At 67.5% G+C, this 18,758-nt stretch carries 22 protein-coding genes and 1 pseudogene; 4 read left to right on the forward strand and 19 right to left on the reverse strand.

The features are described 5' to 3' along the window. The 8 genes from A5779_RS29990 to A5779_RS30025 form a co-directional block, all read right to left on the reverse strand. The coding region (locus A5779_RS29990; protein WP_064887390.1) for a DJ-1/PfpI family protein at positions 1-665 on the reverse strand (665 nt) is incomplete at its 3' end. Positions 666-740: 75 nt separating this feature from the next. Beyond that, positions 741-1,448, reverse strand: a complete 708-nt coding sequence (locus A5779_RS29995) for an anti-sigma factor (protein WP_064887346.1) — start codon at positions 1,446-1,448, stop codon at positions 741-743. After that, positions 1,445-2,026, reverse strand: a complete 582-nt coding sequence (locus tag A5779_RS30000) for a sigma-70 family RNA polymerase sigma factor (RefSeq protein ID WP_064887347.1) — start codon at positions 2,024-2,026, stop codon at positions 1,445-1,447. Before A5779_RS30000 ends, A5779_RS29995 begins: the two co-directional genes overlap by 4 nt. Positions 2,027-2,028: 2 nt before the next feature. Further along, on the reverse strand, positions 2,029-2,796 hold the full coding sequence (locus A5779_RS30005; protein ID WP_064887394.1) for a DUF1295 domain-containing protein: 768 nt from the start codon (positions 2,794-2,796) through the stop codon (positions 2,029-2,031). 8 nt (positions 2,797-2,804) lie between these two features. Then, positions 2,805-4,073, reverse strand: coding sequence for a class I SAM-dependent methyltransferase (locus A5779_RS30010; RefSeq protein WP_064887348.1), 1,269 nt, complete (start codon positions 4,071-4,073; stop codon positions 2,805-2,807). Further along, positions 4,070-4,816 (reverse strand): DUF1365 domain-containing protein, encoded by a 747-nt coding sequence (locus tag A5779_RS30015; RefSeq protein WP_064887395.1) that lies wholly within the window; start codon positions 4,814-4,816, stop codon positions 4,070-4,072. Before A5779_RS30015 ends, A5779_RS30010 begins: the two co-directional genes overlap by 4 nt. Further along, complete coding sequence (locus A5779_RS30020) at positions 4,810-6,111, reverse strand: NAD(P)/FAD-dependent oxidoreductase (protein ID WP_082941910.1); 1,302 nt, start codon at positions 6,109-6,111, stop codon at positions 4,810-4,812. The genes A5779_RS30015 and A5779_RS30020 overlap by 7 nt, the downstream gene beginning before the upstream one ends. A gap of 43 nt (positions 6,112-6,154) precedes the next feature. Continuing rightward, the gene (locus A5779_RS30025; RefSeq protein WP_064887349.1) at positions 6,155-6,970 is read right to left on the reverse strand and encodes an LLM class F420-dependent oxidoreductase; all 816 of its coding nucleotides are present in this window, start codon (positions 6,968-6,970) and stop codon (positions 6,155-6,157) included. Positions 6,971-7,032: 62 nt separating this feature from the next. On the opposite strand from A5779_RS30025, the gene A5779_RS30030 reads away from it, so the two are divergent. Further along, positions 7,033-8,130 carry a glutamate--cysteine ligase 2 gene (locus A5779_RS30030; RefSeq protein WP_064887350.1) on the forward strand — a complete coding sequence of 366 codons (1,098 nt, stop codon included), beginning with the start codon at positions 7,033-7,035 and terminating at the stop codon, positions 8,128-8,130. A 5-nt stretch (positions 8,131-8,135) separates the two neighbouring features. Here A5779_RS30030 and A5779_RS30035 read toward each other — a convergent pair. The 6 genes and pseudogenes from A5779_RS30035 to A5779_RS30060 all read right to left on the reverse strand — a co-directional run. After that, positions 8,136-8,546, reverse strand: a pseudogene (locus tag A5779_RS30035) (gamma-glutamylcyclotransferase family protein); the annotation flags it as partial. Further along, positions 8,547-9,773, reverse strand: coding sequence for an Nramp family divalent metal transporter (locus A5779_RS30040; RefSeq protein ID WP_064887352.1), 1,227 nt, complete (start codon positions 9,771-9,773; stop codon positions 8,547-8,549). It lies immediately after the preceding pseudogene. 90 nt (positions 9,774-9,863) lie between these two features. Then, positions 9,864-10,094: a hypothetical protein gene (locus A5779_RS30045; protein ID WP_064887353.1), complete on the reverse strand. Its 231-nt coding sequence runs from the start codon at positions 10,092-10,094 to the stop codon at positions 9,864-9,866. Between the two features lie 55 nt (positions 10,095-10,149). Further along, positions 10,150-10,416 carry a hypothetical protein gene (locus A5779_RS30050; protein WP_003881781.1) on the reverse strand — a complete coding sequence of 89 codons (267 nt, stop codon included), beginning with the start codon at positions 10,414-10,416 and terminating at the stop codon, positions 10,150-10,152. A gap of 24 nt (positions 10,417-10,440) precedes the next feature. Then, a complete protein-coding gene (locus tag A5779_RS30055) occupies positions 10,441-11,517 on the reverse strand; it encodes an NAD(P)H-dependent amine dehydrogenase family protein (protein WP_064887354.1) in 1,077 nt (358 codons plus the stop codon). Positions 11,518-11,525: 8 nt separating this feature from the next. Beyond that, on the reverse strand, positions 11,526-12,317 hold the full coding sequence (locus A5779_RS30060) for an SDR family oxidoreductase (RefSeq protein WP_064887355.1): 792 nt from the start codon (positions 12,315-12,317) through the stop codon (positions 11,526-11,528). 183 nt (positions 12,318-12,500) lie between these two features. Between A5779_RS30060 and A5779_RS30065 the strand changes: the two genes are divergently transcribed. Together A5779_RS30065 and A5779_RS30070 are read left to right on the forward strand one after the other, a co-directional pair. After that, positions 12,501-12,977, forward strand: coding sequence for a glucose-6-phosphate dehydrogenase (locus A5779_RS30065; protein WP_064887356.1), 477 nt, complete (start codon positions 12,501-12,503; stop codon positions 12,975-12,977). A 153-nt stretch (positions 12,978-13,130) separates the two neighbouring features. Then, positions 13,131-13,454, forward strand: coding sequence for a hypothetical protein (locus A5779_RS30070; RefSeq protein ID WP_055117308.1), 324 nt, complete (start codon positions 13,131-13,133; stop codon positions 13,452-13,454). A gap of 1 nt (position 13,455) precedes the next feature. Here A5779_RS30070 and ku read toward each other — a convergent pair whose 3' ends face one another. Together ku and A5779_RS30080 are read right to left on the reverse strand one after the other, a co-directional pair. Further along, entirely contained in the window at positions 13,456-14,349 is an 894-nt protein-coding gene (gene ku, locus A5779_RS30075; protein WP_064887357.1) for a non-homologous end joining protein Ku, read from the reverse strand. A 60-nt stretch (positions 14,350-14,409) separates the two neighbouring features. Next, complete coding sequence (locus tag A5779_RS30080; protein WP_064887358.1) at positions 14,410-15,045, reverse strand: pyridoxamine 5'-phosphate oxidase family protein; 636 nt, start codon at positions 15,043-15,045, stop codon at positions 14,410-14,412. 80 nt (positions 15,046-15,125) lie between these two features. Between A5779_RS30080 and pdxR the strand changes: the two genes are divergently transcribed. Beyond that, entirely contained in the window at positions 15,126-16,562 is a 1,437-nt protein-coding gene (pdxR, locus tag A5779_RS30085; RefSeq protein WP_064887359.1) for a MocR-like pyridoxine biosynthesis transcription factor PdxR, read from the forward strand. Positions 16,563-16,568: 6 nt separating this feature from the next. Here the strand turns inward: pdxR and A5779_RS30090 are convergent, their stop codons facing one another. The 3 genes from A5779_RS30090 to A5779_RS34165 are packed head-to-tail and all read right to left on the reverse strand — an operon-like array spanning position 16,569 to position 18,662. Then, the gene (locus A5779_RS30090; protein ID WP_064887360.1) at positions 16,569-17,492 is read right to left on the reverse strand and encodes a carbohydrate kinase family protein; all 924 of its coding nucleotides are present in this window, start codon (positions 17,490-17,492) and stop codon (positions 16,569-16,571) included. Between the two features lie 23 nt (positions 17,493-17,515). Continuing rightward, positions 17,516-18,175, reverse strand: coding sequence for a cutinase family protein (locus tag A5779_RS30095; RefSeq protein ID WP_064887361.1), 660 nt, complete (start codon positions 18,173-18,175; stop codon positions 17,516-17,518). A 28-nt stretch (positions 18,176-18,203) separates the two neighbouring features. Beyond that, positions 18,204-18,662, reverse strand: coding sequence for an Rv0361 family membrane protein (locus A5779_RS34165; RefSeq protein WP_064887362.1), 459 nt, complete (start codon positions 18,660-18,662; stop codon positions 18,204-18,206). Positions 18,663-18,758 lie beyond the last annotated feature (96 nt).

An 18,758-nucleotide genomic window follows, 5' to 3' on the forward strand; every position in this document is an offset into this window, starting at 1 on the left:
CCTTCGTCGAGCGAGTCGGGGAACACGCACACCGAGTACCCGGCGAACGGTGACTGTGCTTTGTCGAGGCCGGCGGCCAGCAGCGCCGCCGGGCCGTGGCACAGGGTGATGATGAACCGGCCGTGGTCCAGGGCCCAGTTCAGTGTCTGCCCTACCGTTTCGCTGCCTGGTAACCCGACGACGGCGCCGTGCCCGCCGGGAATGAAGACCGCGAGATAGTGGGAGGCCGGATGCAGATCCGCGGCCACTTCGGACAACTTGAGGGGCTGCTTGAGCTTGGGTTTGAGGGCCTCATAGGTCGATGCCACGGCCTGGTCCTCGTGGGGCATCGCCCACAGTTCCAGCTTGGCCGGATACCCGGTGATGGTCGCGACGTCGACGTCGAATCCCGTCTCCATCAGATGGTGCAGCGGCAGCAACATCTCCACCGGATGGTTGCCAGTGGAGAACATCTTTCCGTTCTGGCACAACACATATCGTTCTTCGGCGGCGATCATGAGTATCTTCCACCGACCCTCGGCGTAGGCACCCGCATGTTCCACGCCGGCGAAATCGGTCTTGGCCGACGTGTATTGGCTCAGTGAGTAGGGCGACGGGAAGAACGCGTTGTCCTCGGCCCGGTCAGGTGTGGGCGCCCTGCTGAGGTCGTCGGTGGCTTGTGACATTTCGTTCACCACTTCCTTTTCCCGAACTCGTGCGGTGAGGTCAGTGATACCCGGCGCCCGCCCACCTCATGCGTGTCAGCGCAATGGCAGCTCGGCGAAGATCGGCGTGGTCGGGGCGGTCGAGCCTGCACCCGGTTCGACGGTGAAAGCCAAGGCCGATGCGTCACCGAGGTCTGGCAGCACCGCAGTGGTCGACGGCGCGACAGCAGCGGAGTCCATGGTGCCGGCCGAGGTTGCCGCACCCTCGCGCAACAGCCACATCTGATAGACGGTGCCCGATTGCGGAGGCGTGACACCGTTCATCACCAGCACCCCGGCGTTGCGCTCGCGGGAGAACACCACGGTGGCGGTGCCGCCGGTGGGGATGTCCCCGGAGACGGTCCGGACGTCGGGGGCGGCGAAGATCTGCTCGGCGGTGGTCGGCTGGGGGCCCGGACGCAGGGCGATGCCGATACCGACGCCGGTCAGGGCGATGACGACGGCTGCCGCGGCCGCCAGGGCGGTGTTGCGCCAGCGCGCCGCAGGTCGTCTACGCAGCTCGGGCACCGAGACGCGGGCCAGCACCTGCTCGCGCACATGCGGTGGTGGGTCCAGAGCGGTGGCCCCCGCCAGCCGGGCCATGGTTTCCCGCACCTCCCGCACCTCGGTCGTGAACTGGGCCGCGACCTCGGGAGAAGCAGCGGCCAGCCGCTGTTCGATGTCGGCGCGCTCGCTGTCGGACACCGCGTGCAGCGCATACGGGGTCGCCAACTCGAGCAGTTCGGAGTCAAAGGGTTCGGTCATGCGGCCCCCAGGCAATTGCGCAGGCCGCGGAGGGCGTCGCGCATCCGGGATTTGATGGTGGCGAGGTTGGCCGCCAGCCGTTGCGAGACCTGGCTATAGGTCAGGCCGTCGTAGTAGGCGAGGTGGATGCACTCGCGTTGGGCATCGGTCAGCGCGGACAGGCATTCGGCCACCCGCCGCTGTTCGTCCTGGGTGATCACCGAGTCGGCGACGTGATCGGCAGGCGGCTCCATGCTGGTCGCGCCGTAGCGCGATTCGCGCTGGCTGGCGGCTTGTTCGGCCCGCACCCTGTCCACTGCCCGGCGGTGGGCGAGCGTCATCAGCCAGGCCATCGGGGATCCGGCTGCCGGGTCGTAGCTGTCTGCGGTGCGCCACACCTGGAGGTAGACGTCCTGGGTGGTTTCCTCGCTGTATCCCGGATCCCGCAGAACCCGCGTGACCAGGCCGAACACCCTCGACCGCGTATGGTCGTACAGCTCGGCGAAGGCGTCGACGTCGTGTCGGGCCACCCGCCGTAGCAGCGCGTCGAGTTCGGCGGTCACCCACAGCAGCCTAGCGACCGGGGTCTTCGCCGTCATGTTTATCCAGATCTCGGCGGGCGTGGTATGAAAAATGAAGTGCGCGAGCGGTATTCGTCGAAGCCTGGTCGGCCTGCCATATGTTTCTCGGCCAATCGGGCACCTGTCGCGTACACCAGGAAGTACGTCATCAGCGCCGGGGAGAGGACTGTCGTGAGCGACAGCCAGCCGCAGATGGTCACCAGCCACAGTCCCCACCACACGCAGCTGTCGCCGAAGTAGTTCGGATGGCGGGTCCAGGCCCACAATCCGCGGTCCATGATCACGCCCCGGTGGGCCGGATCGGATTTGAACCTGCGCAGTTGATGGTCGCCGACCGCCTCGAACGCCAGTCCGACGGCCCAGATCAGGACGCCGGCAATCAGGACCGGTCGTAGGGCGGCCGGGGTGGGTCCCAAGGTCGAGGACAGCTGCACCGGCAGTGAAACGAACCAGGTTGCCGCCCCCTGGATCACGAACACCTTGCGCAGCACGTGGCCGGCCGAATAGTCGCCGCCCAGCAGCTCCTGATAGCGCGGGTCTTCCCCCTTGCCTGCCGACTTGAGCACCATGTGCCAGGACAGTCGGCCTGCCCACAGCGTGATGAGCACCAACAGCAGGATGCGCCGGAACAGGTCGCCGGTACCGAGCACGGCGCTGACGGCGGCGACCACGATGAACCCGATGCCCCAGGCCACATCGACGACGTTGTACCGCCCGAGGTTTCGGCCGATCACGAACGTCGCCCCGTGTACGACGGCGAGGGCGGCCAGCGATACCGCGGTGACGATGAGCAGGTTCACCGGTGTCCTCCTGTCGGGGCGAATGTCCACTGGTACACGTCGAGATAGCCCGAGGCGAAACCCGCTTCGGAGTACGCCAGGTACAGCTCCCACATGCGGGCGAAGACCTCGTCGAAACCGAGTGCGGTCACCGCGTCACGGCGTGCGACGAAACGTTCCCGCCACAGTCGTAGGGTCTCGGCGTAGTGCGGCCGGAGTGACATCACGTCGACGGTGCGCAGCCGGGTGTGCCGTTCGGTGAGACCGATGATCGCTTCGGTCGACGGCAGCAGCCCGCCGGGGAAGATGTACTTCTGGATCCAGGTGTGCGTGCCGCGCGAGGCCAGCATGCGATCATGCGGCATGGTGATCGCCTGGATCGCCACGCGTCCTCCGGGAGTGACGAGCCGGTCCAGTGCCCGAAAATAGGTGGGCCAGAACTGATATCCCACCGCCTCGATCATCTCGACCGACACCACCGCGTCGTAGCAGCCCTCGACGTCGCGGTAGTCGAGCAGCTCGATACCGACCCGGTCCGACAGGCCCGCCGCCGCCACCCGTTGCCGGGCCAGCCGCTGTTGCTCGACCGACAGGGTGACCGAGCGCACCTGGGCGCCGCGCTCGGCGGCACGGATGCAGAGTTCTCCCCAGCCGGTGCCGATCTCCAGTACCCGGCTGCCCGGTCCGACGCCCGCGGTGTCGAGTAGTCGGTCGATCTTGCGGTGCTGGGCGGCTGCCAGCCCGGCCGTCGTCCCCGGGAATTGGGTGAACAGCGCGCTGGAGTACGTCATCGTCTCGTCGAGAAACTCCGAGAACAACTCGTTCGACAGGTCGTAGTGGGCGGAGATGTTGCGCCGGGACTGAGCAGGGTTGTTGTGGGCAGAGCGCGGAGGACGAGGCATCGTCACAGTCCGGAACCGTTGCAGCGCAGCGGGAACCAGGTCTCCCATGGACCTGCCGAACTCGGTGAGCAACCCGACGAGATCGGTGGAGTGCCACTCACCGGCCATGTACGACTCGCCGAACCCGATCAGGCCGTGGCGGCCGATCCGGCGGGCCAGGGCCTCGGGATGTTCGATGACCATCGTGGGCAGGGTCGGATCGGCCGCGCCGATCACGGTCCCGCCGGGAAATGCCAGCCGGACCGGCAATGTCGCGGCGGCGCGGCGTAGCAGTTGATCGGCCACCGCGCCCGAGATCGCGGCGACCGGCCCCCGCGGTGGACGTGCCACGTCCGGCCAGCGGGTGGGATCGATGGCGGGGAACGCTCCGGTCCGCGTGTTCACAATGACCTTCCTGGGTTCTGGGTAACGGACTCGACGACCTCGCCGGTGGGGCGGGGAACCACCGGCACCCGGCGCAGCCACAACTTGATCCCTTCAACGCGGATGGCGAGGGCTCCGGCCAGCGGTGCCACCGGTGCGCTCAGCTGCAGGCGCAGGATCTCCCACGTGGTCGCCGGCCTGCGGTCGCCACGGAGGGTGGCGACGAAGGCCGGATGTCCTTCGCGGTGCAGCGAAATCGTCACGTCGAGTTGCTCCCCGGGTTCTGGAGCCAGGACCCGGTAGTGGCCCTCGACGGCGTTGAACGGTGAGACGTACATGCGCTTGGACACGCGTGCGGGCTGTCCGGCCGGAAGCAGGTAGGCATGCCGCCCGCCGTAGGTGTTGTGGACTTCGGCGACCACGCAACGTACTGTGCCGGCGGCATCGTGGCACCAGTACAGGCTCAGGGGATTGAACACGTATCCGAGCACGCGGGCCTGTAGTAGAGCGGTCACCCTGCCGCCGTCGAGGTCCACGTCGCGCGACACGAGGAATGCGTCCACCCGTTGGCGCAGTGTGTCTTTCGGTTCACCAGCGAAATGGTCGTCGACCTCGAAGCGGGCGAAGGGTCGCAGCCACCGTGGCAGTCGCGGCAACCGGTCGAGATCGACGTACCAGCTGTATCCGCGGTAGCTGAAGCGATGGTGCACGGGAGCGCGGCGCACGTGGGTGATCCTGGTGCGGTACAGCGCGGGAGTCAGCATGCCAGCGGCTCCGCAACCGGCCCACCGGCCCACCGGGCGCCCAGTCGCTCCGCGGCCCGCAGTCCCGATGCGGCGCCGTCCTCATGGAAACCCCAGCCGTGGTACGCCCCGGCGAAGACGACACGGTCGTCGTCGAGCTTAGGCAGGAGTTGTTGTGCGGCCACGGATTCGGTGGTGTAGGCGGGATGTTCGTAAACCATCTCGGCGATGACCTTCGACGGGTCCACCCGATGACCGCCGCCCAGCGTCACCAGATACCGCCGGGAGCCACCCAGCCTCATCAGCCTGGTGATGTCGTAGCTGACGGTGACTGCGTGGTCTTCGGGGTCGATCAGGTAGTTCCACGAAGCGCGGGCTCTCGGCAGGCGGGGCAGTATCGACTCGTCGGTGTGCAGTTGAGCCTGGTTGAGGCTGTAGGGGATGGCGCCGAGGATGAGCCGTTCGTGCTCGCTGGGTTGGTCGAGCATCAGCAGCGCCTGGCTCGGGTGAGTGGCGATGACGACGGCATCGAATCGCCGCGGCGGCTGCCCGCCGACGGTGACCAGTGCGCCCTCGGCGACTCGCCGTACGGATCGCACGCGCGCGCCGGTGATCGCCTCGGGCAGCCGGGACACGACGGCGTCGACGTAGTTGACCGACCCGCCGACCACCGTGCGCCACGTCGGGGAACCGAACACCGACAACATCCCATGGTGCTGCAGGAAGACGCACAGGTACCGCGCCGGGTAGCGCAGTGCCTCACCGGGCGGGCATGACCACACGGCGGCGACCAGCGGGGTCATGAAACGGTCGGTGAAGTACCGGGAGAACCCGTGCCGGTGCAGGAACTCCTCGACGGTTACTTCGTCACCGGTCGCCGTGCGTCGCAGCAATTGCGTTGCCAGCCGGTGAAATCGGGTGATCTCGCCCAGCATCAGCAGATAGCGCGGCCGGCCCACATTGGACCAGCTGGGGAACAATCCGGCCAGGCCGCGCGCCCCGGCGTACTCCAACCCGGTGCCGTCGTCGCGTACGGACATCGACATGTCGGTGTCCTGCGTACGGATCCCGAGTTCGTCGAACAACCGGCACAGAGTGGGATACGTGCGGTCGTTGTGCACCAGGAAGGCCGTGTCGAGCGCGACGGTGCGGCCGTCTTCGACGACGTGCTGGGTGTGGGCATGCCCGCCGAAGCGGGCATCGGCTTCCAGCAGGGTGACGCGGTCCCGTGCGGACAGGACATACGCGGCCGTGAGGCCGGCGACTCCGCTGCCTATCACCGCGACGGCACGTCCGCGAGGATGAATGATTTCCACACCCGGTATTCGGAGCCGGTCCGGGCGCGGATGGGAAGAACTTCTACCGGAGTTCGGCGATCACCTTGCCGAACGCCTCTGCGTGAGCGATCTGCACGATGACGTAGGTGATCCCGTACTTCTCGCGCAGACCGCGAATGTGGTCGGCCATGGCACTGACCGAGCCGGACAGCACGCCGGGGTGGCGGAGAAGTTCTTCGTCACTGAGCCCCGGGAGGAAATGGCGGGGGACGTTGAGGATGGGCATCTCGCTGCCGGGCGCGGGCATGGCGGTGACCGCGATGTTGAGCTCCAGCTGGTCGAAGCGGTCACCGGCGGCGTTGCGCAGGAACGAGATTCGGTCAGCCAAGGGATCTCCACCGACCTGATCACCACCGGTGAGGCCGATGATGTCGGCGGTCTGGGCGGCCACCGTCAGCAGCCGATCGCCGTTGCCCGCGATGAGGATCGGTATATCGGAGGCGTGTTCTTTCAGGTACTCGGTGGTGTGGCGCAGATGATCGATGCGCTCGCGTGCGGTGGGGAACGGCAGTTCGGCGGCCTCGAACTCCTCGCGCACGTAGCCGGCGCCGAGGCCGAGGTCGAACCTTCCGCCGGACAGATCCCGCAGCGCGGTGGCGTCGCGCGCCAGCAGCGCCGGCTTGTAGAACCCGGCATTGAGCACGAACGTTCCGACGCGCAGCGTGCTCGTCGCCGCGGCGATCGCGGTCAGGGTGGGGAACGGGGCAGGCGCGCCGAGATGGTCGGGGACGTTCAGCACGTCGAAGCCGAGGTCTTCGGCACGCCGGGCCTCGTCGGCAATCTGAGACTGGGACTCGGCGACGCGCAGGCTGACGCCGAAGCGGAAATCGTTGGGCATCACCCGATCTTAAGCACGGTCCGTGCAGGTTTGGAGGCGTCTGCGGCGGGCAATTCTGAGCCGTGACAAGTCACCCGACGGTGGGCGTGGAGGAAGAGTTCCTGCTCATCGACTCGCAGAGCGGCGAACCGATCGCCCGGAACAAGCAGGTCGCCGCCAGCGCCGCCGAGCACGGGGTCGACCTGCAACTGGAGCTGACCAGTTGCCAGGTCGAGACGACCACGGACGTGATGGCCACCAGCAGCGCGCTGCGCTCCGAGCTCGGCAGGCTGCGCCGGACTGCCGCCCAGGCCGCCGCGGCGAACGGTGCGCAGTTGCTGGCCGTCGCGCTACCGCCGACTGTGCCGCACAAGTTCCCGGTGACACCGACCGCGCGCTACCGAAGGATCGCCCACCGGTTCGGCATGATCGCTCACGAACAGGGCATCTGTGGCTGCCACGTCCATGTCGCGGTGCCGGACCGGGACGCGGCGATTCATGTCAGCAACTGGCTCCGGCCGTGGCTGCATGTGCTGTTGGCGCTGACCGCCAACTCGGCGATCTATCGAAACACCGACAGCGGCTATGCCAGCTTCCGCAGCGTGCTGTGGTCGCGGTGGCCGAGTTCGGGACCTCCGCCGCATTTCGATTCCGTCGCGCACTATGACGCCGCGGTCGCGATGCTGGAGCGGGCCGGCGCTGCGTTGGATGACGGCATGATCTATTGGGATGTCCGGCCGTCGGCGAATTTCCCGACCGTGGAGGTGCGGGTGTCCGATGTGCCTGCGACGGTGGCCGAGACGGTGTTGCTCGCCACGTTGATCCGTGCCGGGGCGATGACGGCGTTGCGCCGCTACGACGAAGGCGAACCAGTTCCGTGCCTGGCGGACAGCCAGATCCGCGCGGCGCATTGGAAAGCCGCCCACGACGGCCTGGACGGAGACGGCATCGATCTGCTGGGAGATCAGTCGACGGTCCCGGTTCGGGATCTGCTCGGTCGATTCGTCGAGACGGTGCGGCCGGCCCTGGTCGCGCTGGACGACTACGAGATGGTGCGAGGCGAGCTCGCCCGCGTCGTGGCCGAAGGCAACGGCGCGATCCGGCAGCGTCGCGCCTGGCGGAAGCGAAATGAAATCACTGATGTGATCTGCGAATTGGCGGCCGCCGTGACCAGCGACTAGCTCGCCCAGCGGCGCAGGAAATCCACCCAGGGGGCGGGGAGCTCGTGGTGCACCGCGCCGGCCAGGATGCGTTCCAGATATCCCGGCCGTGGCGGTCCGGGTTCGACGCGGTGATCGATGTAGACCCAGGCGGGTTCGGGGCCGTCCGCCGTGTGCACGGTCAGGCGGTCGCGGCGATAGCGCACCGGCACCCCCTCGGCGCTGTCGAGCGCCGCGAGGTCGTGGTCGGTGACCTGCCACAGGACACCGTGCACCTGTGCTGTGCCGAGCGGTGCGATGGTGGCCACGCCGCGCTGGTTGATCAGCCAGTTGTGGCCGTCCAGGTGGGCCGGGGCGGGATCGATCGCGCCCGGACAGCGCCGGGCCATCTGTGTCACGCACAGATTGGAGCCGTAGGCGAAGTACGGGTGAAGCATTCAGCCCTTCACGGTCAGATAGATCAGCACCACGTTGAGCACACTAATCAATCCCGCAACACCCCAGCCCAGCGCCGTGGTGAGGCGGTGGTTGACGTCCTCACCCATCAGATTCGCCCGACTGGTCAACCGCACCAGCGGGATGAGGGCCATCGGTATGCCGAAGGAGAGCACGACCTGCGAGAGGACCAGGGCCCGGCTGGGGTCCACGCCGATGGCCAGGATGACCAGCGCCGGGATCAGGGTGACCAACCGGCGCAGCAGCAACGGGTAGGAGCGACGCAGCAACCCCTGCATGATCATCGCGCCCGCGTACGCACCGACGGAGGTGGACGCCAGGCCCGAGGCCAGCAGCCCGATGGCGAACAGCAGCGCCACCGTCGGGCCCAGGGTGTCGCGGACCGCGGCATGGGCACCCTCGATGGAGTCGGTGTCGTCGCGTCCCTGCAGGTTGGTGGCCGCGACCAGCAGCATGGCCAGGTTCACCGCGCCGGCCAGCAGCATCGCCAGCCCGACGTCGTAGCGGGTTATTCGCAGCAGGCGTCGCCGTACGGCGCCCGGCTGGAGGTGACCGTGACGATCGCGGGCCAGGCCGGAGTGCAGGTAGACCGCGTGCGGCATCACCGTGGCACCGAGCATCGCGGTGGCCAGCAGCAGGCTTTCGGCGCCCTGGAACCGGGGAATCAGACCGGCGGCGACCTCAGCCGGTGGAGGAGTCTCGACGAACAGGCTGGTGAGAAATCCGATGGCGATGATCATCAGCAGTCCGGTGATCACCCGCTCGAAGACCCGTTGACCCTGTCGGTTCTGCACGCTCAGCAGCAGCAGCGATACCAGCCCGGTGATGATTCCGCCGAGGAGCAGCGGCAGGTCGAACAACAGGTGCAGCGCGATCGCCCCGCCGACCACCTCGGCGAGATCGGTTGCCACAGCCACCAATTCGGCCTGTATCCAGTAGGCAATCCGGGTCGGGGTGCGGCTGTTGTCGGCGACCACCTCGGGCAGCGAGCGTCCGGTGACCAGGCCCAACTTGGCCGAGAGGTACTGCACCAGGCCGGCCATCGCGTTGGCCACGACGATCACCCAGACCAGCAGGTAGCCGAACTGCGCACCCGCGCTGACATTGGCGGCGACGTTGCCCGGATCGACGTAGGCGATCGCAGCGACGAATGCCGGTCCGAGCAGCGACCAGCTCGGGATGGTGCGCGTCTTCGTGTCCTCTAGCAACGGCCTACCTTCTATCCGGGTATGCGAATAGAAAAGTTAGGGTACCCGAAACTTCGCGCGATAGTCAGCGGCGGGGGTCGGATATCGCCGTCACCAGCCGACGCCGAAGCCGCCGAACCCGAACACCGGGCCGTACCAGGGGCCGTAGTTGTTCAGGGCGGGCGGCGAGGTCACGATCGCGGTGCTGCCGTTGGTCTGGCATTGCGTGGTGTTGGGCGACGTGGTGGTGCATTTCGGTGCGGCCGAGCCCGCCGGGGCCGTGAGAATCGCCAAACCTGGCACCGCCAGCAACGCCACCAGACACCGCGAGATGTTGTTCATGACGAGCTCCGATCGATGGAGCAAGTCTACGTCCGAACGGTGCTGTCAGCGCTGGTCAGAGGACAAAAAAGTCGTCATCCCAGGGGAACATCCCGTATCCGGGCTGCGGCGGCGTCGAGTCGATCTGAACGTTGCCCTCGGACGCGCACTCGGTGGTCTGCCCACCCTCGACCGAACTGCCGCCGGTCACCTCGCACTGGGGCAGCAGGCGGGGCTCGCTGGGGGCGCTGGGTTCGGCCGAGGCCAGCGGGGCCAAGGCGATCGCCGCGGAAGCACCGCCAACCATGAGGCAACCGGTCAACGTGGTGAGGCGAATCTTCATGGCAACGGTCCTTCCAAGGTGGGTCTACCCGGCAGCGTACAGACCCTTACCCGTGATCAACGGCAGATCGAGAGTGGTTCGGATACCCGGCTTGGCGTCCACCACGGCCGGGATCGCGTTGACCACCCGGGCCGCCGTGGCAACCAGGCCCGCATGGTTGTGATCGCCGTTTGGGCTGCTCAGGCAGAGGTCCAGCGTGTAGGACGGTTCACCGGTCACCACGACCCGGTACGAGCCGCCCTCCTGCGCGGGCTGGGGCCAATCGGGGCACAAATCGTCGCGCAGCCGTGTCACATGCTCCAGCACCACAGCCGCCTTGCCGTCGCGCATACCGCGCACCTCGAAACGCAATGCGGCGGTGGTCCCCTCGGGGATCCGCCCGGCCGCGATGTCGAAGTCCTCCGGCGCCGGAACCCGCGTGTGCTCCTCGGTGACCGCGTCGAGTTCGATGCCGAGCCCCGCGGCCAGCTGCCGGACCACTGAACCCCAGGCCAGGGTCAGCACGCCTGGTTGCAGCAGCATCGGAGTCTCGTCGATCGGCTTGCCGAAGCCCATCACGTCGAACATCACCGCCGGGCTGTCGTACGTCGCGTAGTCGACGATCTCCATGCACCGGATCTGCTCGATCTGCTGACAGGTACCGGCAAGGGCAAGGGGCAGAAGGTCGTTGGCGAAACCGGGATCGATGCCGTTGACGAAGATGCTGGCCCCGCCGGCCTCGGCAGCGGTGGCGATGGGTTCGATCAACTCGGCCGGCAGCACCTCCCACGGGTACTGGAGAAAGACCGCGGAGCTGGCGACGACATTGACCCCGGCCGACAGGATGCGCCGGTAGTCCTCAAGGGCCTCGGGCAGCCGGTTGTCGGCAAGCGCGGTGTAGACCACGCATTCCGGCTTGTCGGCCAGGATCGCGTCGAGGTCGTCCGTGGCCAGGATGCCCGTCGAAACATCAAGGCCGGCAAGCTCTCCGGCGTCCTTACCGGCTTTGGCCGACGAGGACACCCATACCCCGGTGAGTTCATAGTCCGGGTTGGTGACGAGCTGGGCCAGGGCATGCTTGCCGACGTTGCCGGTGCCTATCGCCGCTACACGGATGGTCATTGCTCTCCTCAGAGGTCGGGGATGGGGAGGTCGAGATTGGGCATGTTCAGGCCGCCGTCGACCTCCAGAATCTTGCCGGTCAGATAGCCACCGGCGGGGGAGGACAGGTACACCGCGGCGGCGGCGATGTCGGCCGGGTCGCCGAGCCGGCGGAGCGGGGTGGCCTGCTCCATCGGCCCGCGCAGCGCGTCGTTGGAGGCGACGATGTCGAGGGCCGAGGTGAGGATCGAACCGGGCGCGATGGCGTTGACGCGGATGCGGGGGCTCAGGTCCAGCGCGGACAGTCGGGTGTAATGCGCCAGCGCGGCCTTCGCGGTGCCGTAGGCGGCGAACCCGCGCCCGGCCAGGCGCCCCACTGTGGAGGTGATGTTGATGATGCTGCCGCCGCCCGAGTGCTCGAGCATCAGCGGAACCGCCGCGCAGGTCAGCGCGTGCGCGGTCGACACGTTGAAGGTGAAGGCGTCGCGCAGGTCCTTGGTGGAGGTGTTCATCAAGGGTGCCGGCATGGTGCCGCCGACGTTGTTGACGACGATGTCTAGTTTCCCGAACACATCCACCGCAGCGGCCGCGAGCTCGGCGGTGGCCTCGGGGTGGGCCAGGTCGGCCGCGACTACGTGGGCCCGCCGCCCGGTCGCGGCGATCTGGGCGGCAACCTCGTCGAGTTGGGTCTGCGTACGGGCCGCGATGACCACGTCCGCACCGGCTTCCGCGAATGCCAGGGCAGTGGCTGCGCCCAATCCGCGGCCGGCTCCGGTGACGATCGCAACCTTGTCCTCGAGTCGGAATCTGTCCAGAATCACGTGTACTCCAATCGCTTGCTCGGCGTCACGCTAGCAGGGGGAGCGGGCGCATGTGAGAGGTTTCTGAAACACGTTCTAGTTGTCCCGTGGTACCCGCCTTCGGGTCGCGCAGTGTGCGCAAAGCCCTCCGCGGTGGCGCTGCCGGGCGCACAATTGAGGGGTCAGCTCAAGGTGGGAGCCGCGATGACCCAGCAGCGATATGACTTCTTCGGCGACTTGTTCGCGCGGTACTTCAGCCCCGCGATCGATCGGTACCCATCCACGGCGGGCACCCTTGTCCACCGCCTACTGGCGTGTACCGACGACGTGCAGGACCGATTGGCCCAGGCGCGCCTCGCGGCCGCCGCGTGGGGTGAGGAGGAGATGGGCCACCCAGGCCACGTGCACCCGACGTCCGAGTTGTTCGTCTTCACCCAGTGCGGTCTGATGTACGGCGCGCGTTTCGCCGATGCTCGTCACGGCCTGTATTACCTGGCCACTCCTCACCCGATGTTCGACGCCTTCGTCGACCAGATCGAGCACACATCGCTGCGTCCGGGCGCGGTGGTCGCCGTCGATCGTCGCTGCAGCCACGATCTCGAATCGGCCCACCCCATGGATGCCGCGTTGCGCCGCATCCTCGATGAACACGAGGCCTTGCGCGTCGACGTCACTGTGTGATGCCGCTTCCGGCGGGTTGATGTTAACGCCGTGTTTCGGTGGTGTTCGGTGCGTATTAACCCGTATGTGTTCGGTATGAGTCTGTCGGACAAGGGATTTCGCCGATTTACGGTTTAGCACACCTCACCGAAACCGAAGGGCGGGCTGAACCCAGTGAAACGGAACTTGAAGGGCTTGTGTGTTGCCGGTGCCGCGCTGTGTGGACTGGGGACGGCGTTGGCCGCGCCGGCTGCGGCCGCGCCCACCGAGTCGACGGCGAGCCAAACCATCAGTGACCTCGAAAGTCAGGGCTACCGGGTGATCTTGAGCAAGGTCGGCACCAAAGCCATCGACGACTGCACGGTCAGCGCGGTGCGCCAGGGCCGCTCGGTCACCGGCCCGCAAGTGCCGGCCGGAGCGGCGAGCATCACGTCGTTCAACCCGGGACAGAATCTGCAGTACACGACGGTGTACGTGGATCTGGACTGCAGGCGCTGAGCTACTTCTTGGCGGCAGCCTTCTTGGCCGCTGTTTTCTTCGCCGGTGCCTTCTTGGCGGCAGCTTTCTTCGCGGGCGCCTTCTTGGCGGGTTCTTTCGCGGCGCTGCCCCTGGCCTTCACGCTGGCCTCGAGTTTGGCCAGCAGGTCGGACACATCCTCGGTCTCGTCGAGCTCGGTCGGCTGTTCCTCGACAGAAAATGCTTCTCCGCCTTCGAGTTTGGCCTGAACCAGTTCGTGTAGCTGTTCCTGATAGTCGTCGCGGAACTGGTCCGGCTTGAAGTCGTCGGTCATCGACTCCACGACCTGCCCGGCCATCTTCAACTCGGCCGGCTTGATCTCGACTTCCTTGTCCAGCACCGGGAAGTCGGGATCGCGGATCTCGTCGGGCCACAGCAGGGTGTGGATCATCATCACGTTGCGCTTGCTGAAGTCCTTGACCCGTAACGCCGCCAGCCGGGTCTTGTTGCGTAACGAGAAGTGCACGATGGCCACGCGTTCGGTCTCGGCGAGGGTCTTGGCCAACAGCACGTAGGACTTGGACGACTTGGAGTCGGGCTCCAGGAAATAGCTCTTGTCGTACATCAACGGGTCGAGTTGGTCGGCCGGGATGAACTCGACCACTTCGATCTCACGGCTGCGTTCTTCGGGCAGTGTGGCGATGTCCTCGTCGGTGATCACCACCATCTGCCCGTCGTCGGATTCGAACGCCTTGTTGATGTCGCGGAACTCGACGACCTCGCCACACACTTCGCAGACCCGCTTGTAGCGGATGCGCCCGTTGTCCTTGGCGTGGACCTGGTGGAACTTGATGTCGTGGTCCTCGGTCGCGCTGTAGACCTTGACCGGCACGTTCACCAGGCCGAAGGCGATCGAACCCTTCCAGATGGATCGCATTTGCCCAGTATGGCTTGATCCGGCGGTCTGTGCGAAGAACCGCCGGATCGGTGCGCCGTGTCAGATGCCCTTGACCAGGCGGCAGACCGACTCGGGCGGGTTGACATCGGCGCTCACCCACGCGGCCGGAACCGGATCGCCGGCCACCGTGCGCAGGGGCACCACACCGGCCCATCCGCCGGGCTGGGACGATTCCTCCACCTGCGCCGGCGGGGCGTCGCGCACCTTGACCGTCCAGCCGTCGGGCGTGATCGGCAGGGCGACTGCGAGCGTCGCGACGAGCTCCTTCTTCGTGCTGGCACGCACCTCCGAACTGCGGCCCGGGATCAGCGAATCGCTCAGCAGATCCAGCGCGTACGCCGCCTCCCGTGGGTCGATGACCGTCAGATTTCCGCGAACCACGGCCGACCGGTAGTTCGCGGTGGAATCGAAAAGGGTGTCCGCCACCACGATTCCGTCGAGAAGCGTGACGCAGAACGCGGCGGGTGCTCCGGCCGCGACATGCCGCAGCGCACCCGCGCCTGTCGAGCCGTGCAGGAGGATCCGGTCACCGTCGCGGGCGTAGAGCATGGGCACCACCCACGGCTGCCCGTCCAGCACTGTCGCGAGCGTGCCCACCGAGGCGGCGTCGAGGACCGAGTCCAGGTCGGGCCGGTCGGTGCGGGCGCGTTCGCGTTCTCTCCTGATCTGGTTCACGGAACGAATTCTGCGGGCATTGCGGCATGGCCAGAAGGTCCAGAACTGCTGAATCTATGCAGACCACTATTGTGGCTCGTATGGCGCGCCACGCTCCCGAGCTGCACTTGGCCTTGCAGCTCCCTGCCGACGAGTCCCCGCTGCGACAGCGCATCGCGGCGGCGGTCATCGAGCAGATCAGGCTGGGCCGGCTCGGGCCCGGCGACGCGCTGCCCTCGACCCGCAGTCTGGCCGCCGAACTCGCGGTGGCCCGCTCGTCGGTGGTCGACGCGTACGACGAGCTCGCCGCGGCCGGGTACACCACCGCCCAGCTCGGATCGGGTACACGGATCGCTGCCGGGGCAGATGTCGCAGCCAACGCCGGTGCGGCCTCCCATGTCACCGCAAGCGGTGTCGTGCCCGCGGTGCGGCGTGCCCCACGGGAACAGGCACCGATGTGGGACCTCATGCCCGGCCACCCTGACCCGGGCCTGATCTCGACCACCGACTGGCGGCGCGCCTGGCGGGCCGCCGCTGTTGCGCCCATATCGCCGGCGGCCGCGGGGCCGCACGGGCACGTCGAGCTGCGCCACGCCTTGGCGGGGCATCTGCGTCGCACCCGCGGAATCGTCGCCGACCCGAGCGAGCTGATCATCGTGCCCGGCGTGGCCTCGGCCTTGCGCACCGTCACCGCGGCAGCGGGGCTGGCCGGCTGCGATGTCGCGGTCGAGGAACCCGGTTATGACGAGGCGCGGCGGGTCTTCGAAATGTCCGGCGCCCGAACGCGTGCCGTGGCGGTCGACGGTGACGGTCTCGACCCGGCATCACTGCGCGATTCCGATGCGGCGGTGTATTGCACCCCGGCACACCAGTATCCGCTCGGGGCACGGCTACCGGTGCCGCGCCGCGCCCGGCTGGTGCAGTGGGCGGACCGGACCGGCAGCCTGCTCATCGAGGACGACTACGACGGGGAGTTCCGCTACGACGTATCCGCGTTGCCCGCATTGCGGGGCATCGACGGCGGGCGCGATCGTGTGGCCTACATCGGGACGGCGTCGAAGGTTCTCACGCCCGCACTGCGGGTGGCCTGGCTGCTGCCACCGCCGAGGCTGCACGACGGTGTCGTCGACGCACTGGAAGCCAGCGGTGAATCCGTCTGTACCGTAACCGCTCTCGCATTGGCCCGGTTCATCGAGTCGGGTGCGCTGACTCGGCACCTCGCCAGGGCGGCGCGCACGTACTCGGCGCGGCGGTCGGCGCTAGTCAATGCGCTCCGACGGCGCTGCGCCGGCATCCGACTGGAGGGCGTCGAGGCGGGTTTGCACCTGGTGGTGCGGCTGCCCGACGAGGCCGACGACTTCACGGTCGCTGCGACGCTGCGTGACCGGGGTGTCGCCGTATCGCCGCTGTCAGGTTTCTACGCGGGCTTCTCGCACGTCGCCGCCGGCCGCGGCCTGGTGTGCGGATACTCCCGTCTGCCCGAGACCCAGGCCGACGTCGTGGCCGAGATCATCGCGGACGCGATCCGTCGGCCGTGAGCGCGCTCAGGACTGCGCTGCGGCGTCTCGCGCCGCTCGATCCGGCAGGTCGGCACCGGGCCGGGCCACCGTCAACGCCGCCGACAACGCAGCGGACCTCAGGACACCCTCGAGCGCCTCGGTGCTGATCCGGGACAGGTCGCGGCGGCGGTCCGCGCCGAGCAGCCCCAACGACCACACCGCGTCGAGCAGGCCGGTCATGAAGGCGTCGCCGGCCCCGACGGTGTCCACCACCTGTACCGATCGCGCCGGGACCGACACCGAACCGGCCCGGCACACGGCAAACGCGCCACGCTCGCCCGACGTCACCGTGACGATGGATGGGCCGACCTCGAGCCAGGCCCGCGCGATCTGCTTCGGGGAGTGCCGGGGGTCCAGCCAGCGCAGATCTTCCTCGGACGTCTTGACGATGTCGACGCGTTCGACCAGCCGGTCGATGCGCCCCCGCGCGATGTCGTCGTCGCGGATCACATCCGGGCGGACATTCGGATCGAAAGTGAGGGTCGCCGACATCCGATAGGCATCGAGCAGTGCGGCGGTGGCGCGGCACCCCGGTTCCAGCACGGTCGCGATCGAACCGGTGTGAACCAGCAGCGGGGTTGCCACCTCGGGAGTGCCCGCCAGTTGCCAGTCGATGTCGAACTGGTAGTGGGCCGATCCTGCGGCGCTCAGCGTGGCCATTGCCGTGGGTGTCCGGCTCGCGCCGGTGCTACCCGAAACAAGTTGTACCCCAGCGCTTTCCACGTACTCGACGATGCGTTTGCCGTGGTCGTCGGGGGCGATGTGGGTGAGGAAGTCGACGCCGCGGCCAAGCCGGCCGAGACCGACGGCAACATTGAGTGGGCTGCCGCCGACGTACTCTCCGACGACGCTGCCATCTCGTTCGACGATGTCGATCAGTGCCTCGCCGATGACCAGAGCCCGGCTCATGGCTCCATGGTAGGTGGGTTCGGCTACAGCCGTCCGGCGATGAACCCCGCCGCCTGGTCCGGGTACGGCGGAAGCTCGTATGCGCTGTGAGCCGCGCGGAGACGCCCACCCTGGACACAGATCGGATCGCCCGGGCTGCACAGGTCGATGGCCCGACCCGCGAATAGCCCGGTACCGGACAGCGGAGTGCCGAACCGGTTGCCGGGATTGCCGAACACCGCCACCGCGGCGACGCGGTCGGCGCTGTAGGGCGGCAACGCGGGAGCCGAGCCGATCATGCCGATCCGGTCACCGATCGGCGGTACACCCGCCAACATCGAGACGGCGGCTGCGCCCTGCGAGAAACCACCGAGCACCACCTGGGTGCCGGGACATTGGTCGGCAAGCCAGGCGATGTGTCCGGCGGCGTCGTTCGCTCCTTCTGCGGTGGTCAGGAAGTTGAGCCCGGCCGGATAGTTCACCCCGTACACGCCGAGGCTGCGCGGCGCGATCCTCGGCGCGAGTTGGTCGACGAGCGCCTGACCCACCCGACCGATGCCGGGTGCCTCACCGGTGCCGCGGGCGAAGACCACCTCGACATCCGAGCACGGGTCGGCCGATGCCGCGGGTACCGGGCTGATGAGGCCGGCCGTCGCAATCGATACAGCGATGGCCGACCGGAGGACTGCGGTGTTCAGCGACATCAGCCCATGTTCACATTTTGGCGGCACATCAGTTCGGTTCATCGCCGAACTGCTTCGAGACGCTGTCGCACAACTTCCAGGTCCCATCCTCTTTGAGGAAATACAGCGCTCCCTTCAGAGGTGGATCGGACCGGGTGAATTGGGCCTGTGCGACGTCCCCACGAACGGTCACGTCGGTGATGTCGATCGGCTTCTTCCGCGAAGGATCAGGCGACTGGGGGCCCAGTGGGTCCCAGGTATCGAGCTGCAGGAGCTCGTCAGCCTCCTCCGCGCACATCATGTCCAGAACCTTGCGCTGATCGTCGGTGTCGACCGCCTCGGCGAAACTGATTGCTCTGGAACGGATCTCCCTCTCCGTCGAATTCGGTCCGCCTGCGAGCGTGAAGTACGCCAACACCCCTCCGGCGACGAGCAACGTGGCCACCACGGTCGAGACGATCCACCATCCGGTGCGGGACTTCTTGACCGGCGGTTGGGCAGCCGACACGTACGGCGGTTGTGCGTAAGGCGCACCGGGCGGTTGAGGTGGCGGCCATTGCGGCGGTTGAGGTGGCGGCCATTGGGGCGGCTGAAACGGCGGCCA

Source organism: Mycolicibacterium peregrinum, assembly GCF_001665625.1.
In the GTDB taxonomy this organism is placed as follows: domain Bacteria; phylum Actinomycetota; class Actinomycetes; order Mycobacteriales; family Mycobacteriaceae; genus Mycobacterium; species Mycobacterium peregrinum_B.

Excerpts from the sequence above, each read along its gene's own strand:
- A5779_RS30000 (WP_064887347.1), bottom strand. The coding sequence starts at position 2,026 with ATGACGGCGAAGACCCCGGTCGCTAGGCTGCTGTGGGTGACCGCCGAA.
- A5779_RS30045 (WP_064887353.1), bottom strand. The coding sequence starts at position 10,094 with ATGAACAACATCTCGCGGTGTCTGGTGGCGTTGCTGGCGGTGCCAGGT.
- ku (WP_064887357.1), bottom strand. The coding sequence starts at position 14,349 with ATGCGATCCATCTGGAAGGGTTCGATCGCCTTCGGCCTGGTGAACGTG.
- A5779_RS30025 (WP_064887349.1), bottom strand. The coding sequence starts at position 6,970 with ATGCCCAACGATTTCCGCTTCGGCGTCAGCCTGCGCGTCGCCGAGTCC.
- A5779_RS30050 (WP_003881781.1), bottom strand. The coding sequence starts at position 10,416 with ATGAAGATTCGCCTCACCACGTTGACCGGTTGCCTCATGGTTGGCGGT.
- pdxR (WP_064887359.1), top strand. The coding sequence starts at position 15,126 with ATGGCGCGCCACGCTCCCGAGCTGCACTTGGCCTTGCAGCTCCCTGCC.
- A5779_RS30090 (WP_064887360.1), bottom strand. The coding sequence starts at position 17,492 with ATGAGCCGGGCTCTGGTCATCGGCGAGGCACTGATCGACATCGTCGAA.
- A5779_RS29995 (WP_064887346.1), bottom strand. The coding sequence starts at position 1,448 with ATGACCGAACCCTTTGACTCCGAACTGCTCGAGTTGGCGACCCCGTAT.
- A5779_RS30065 (WP_064887356.1), top strand. The coding sequence starts at position 12,501 with ATGACCCAGCAGCGATATGACTTCTTCGGCGACTTGTTCGCGCGGTAC.
- A5779_RS30095 (WP_064887361.1), bottom strand. The coding sequence starts at position 18,175 with ATGTCGCTGAACACCGCAGTCCTCCGGTCGGCCATCGCTGTATCGATT.
- A5779_RS30015 (WP_064887395.1), bottom strand. The coding sequence starts at position 4,816 with ATGCTGACTCCCGCGCTGTACCGCACCAGGATCACCCACGTGCGCCGC.
- A5779_RS30055 (WP_064887354.1), bottom strand. The coding sequence starts at position 11,517 with ATGACCATCCGTGTAGCGGCGATAGGCACCGGCAACGTCGGCAAGCAT.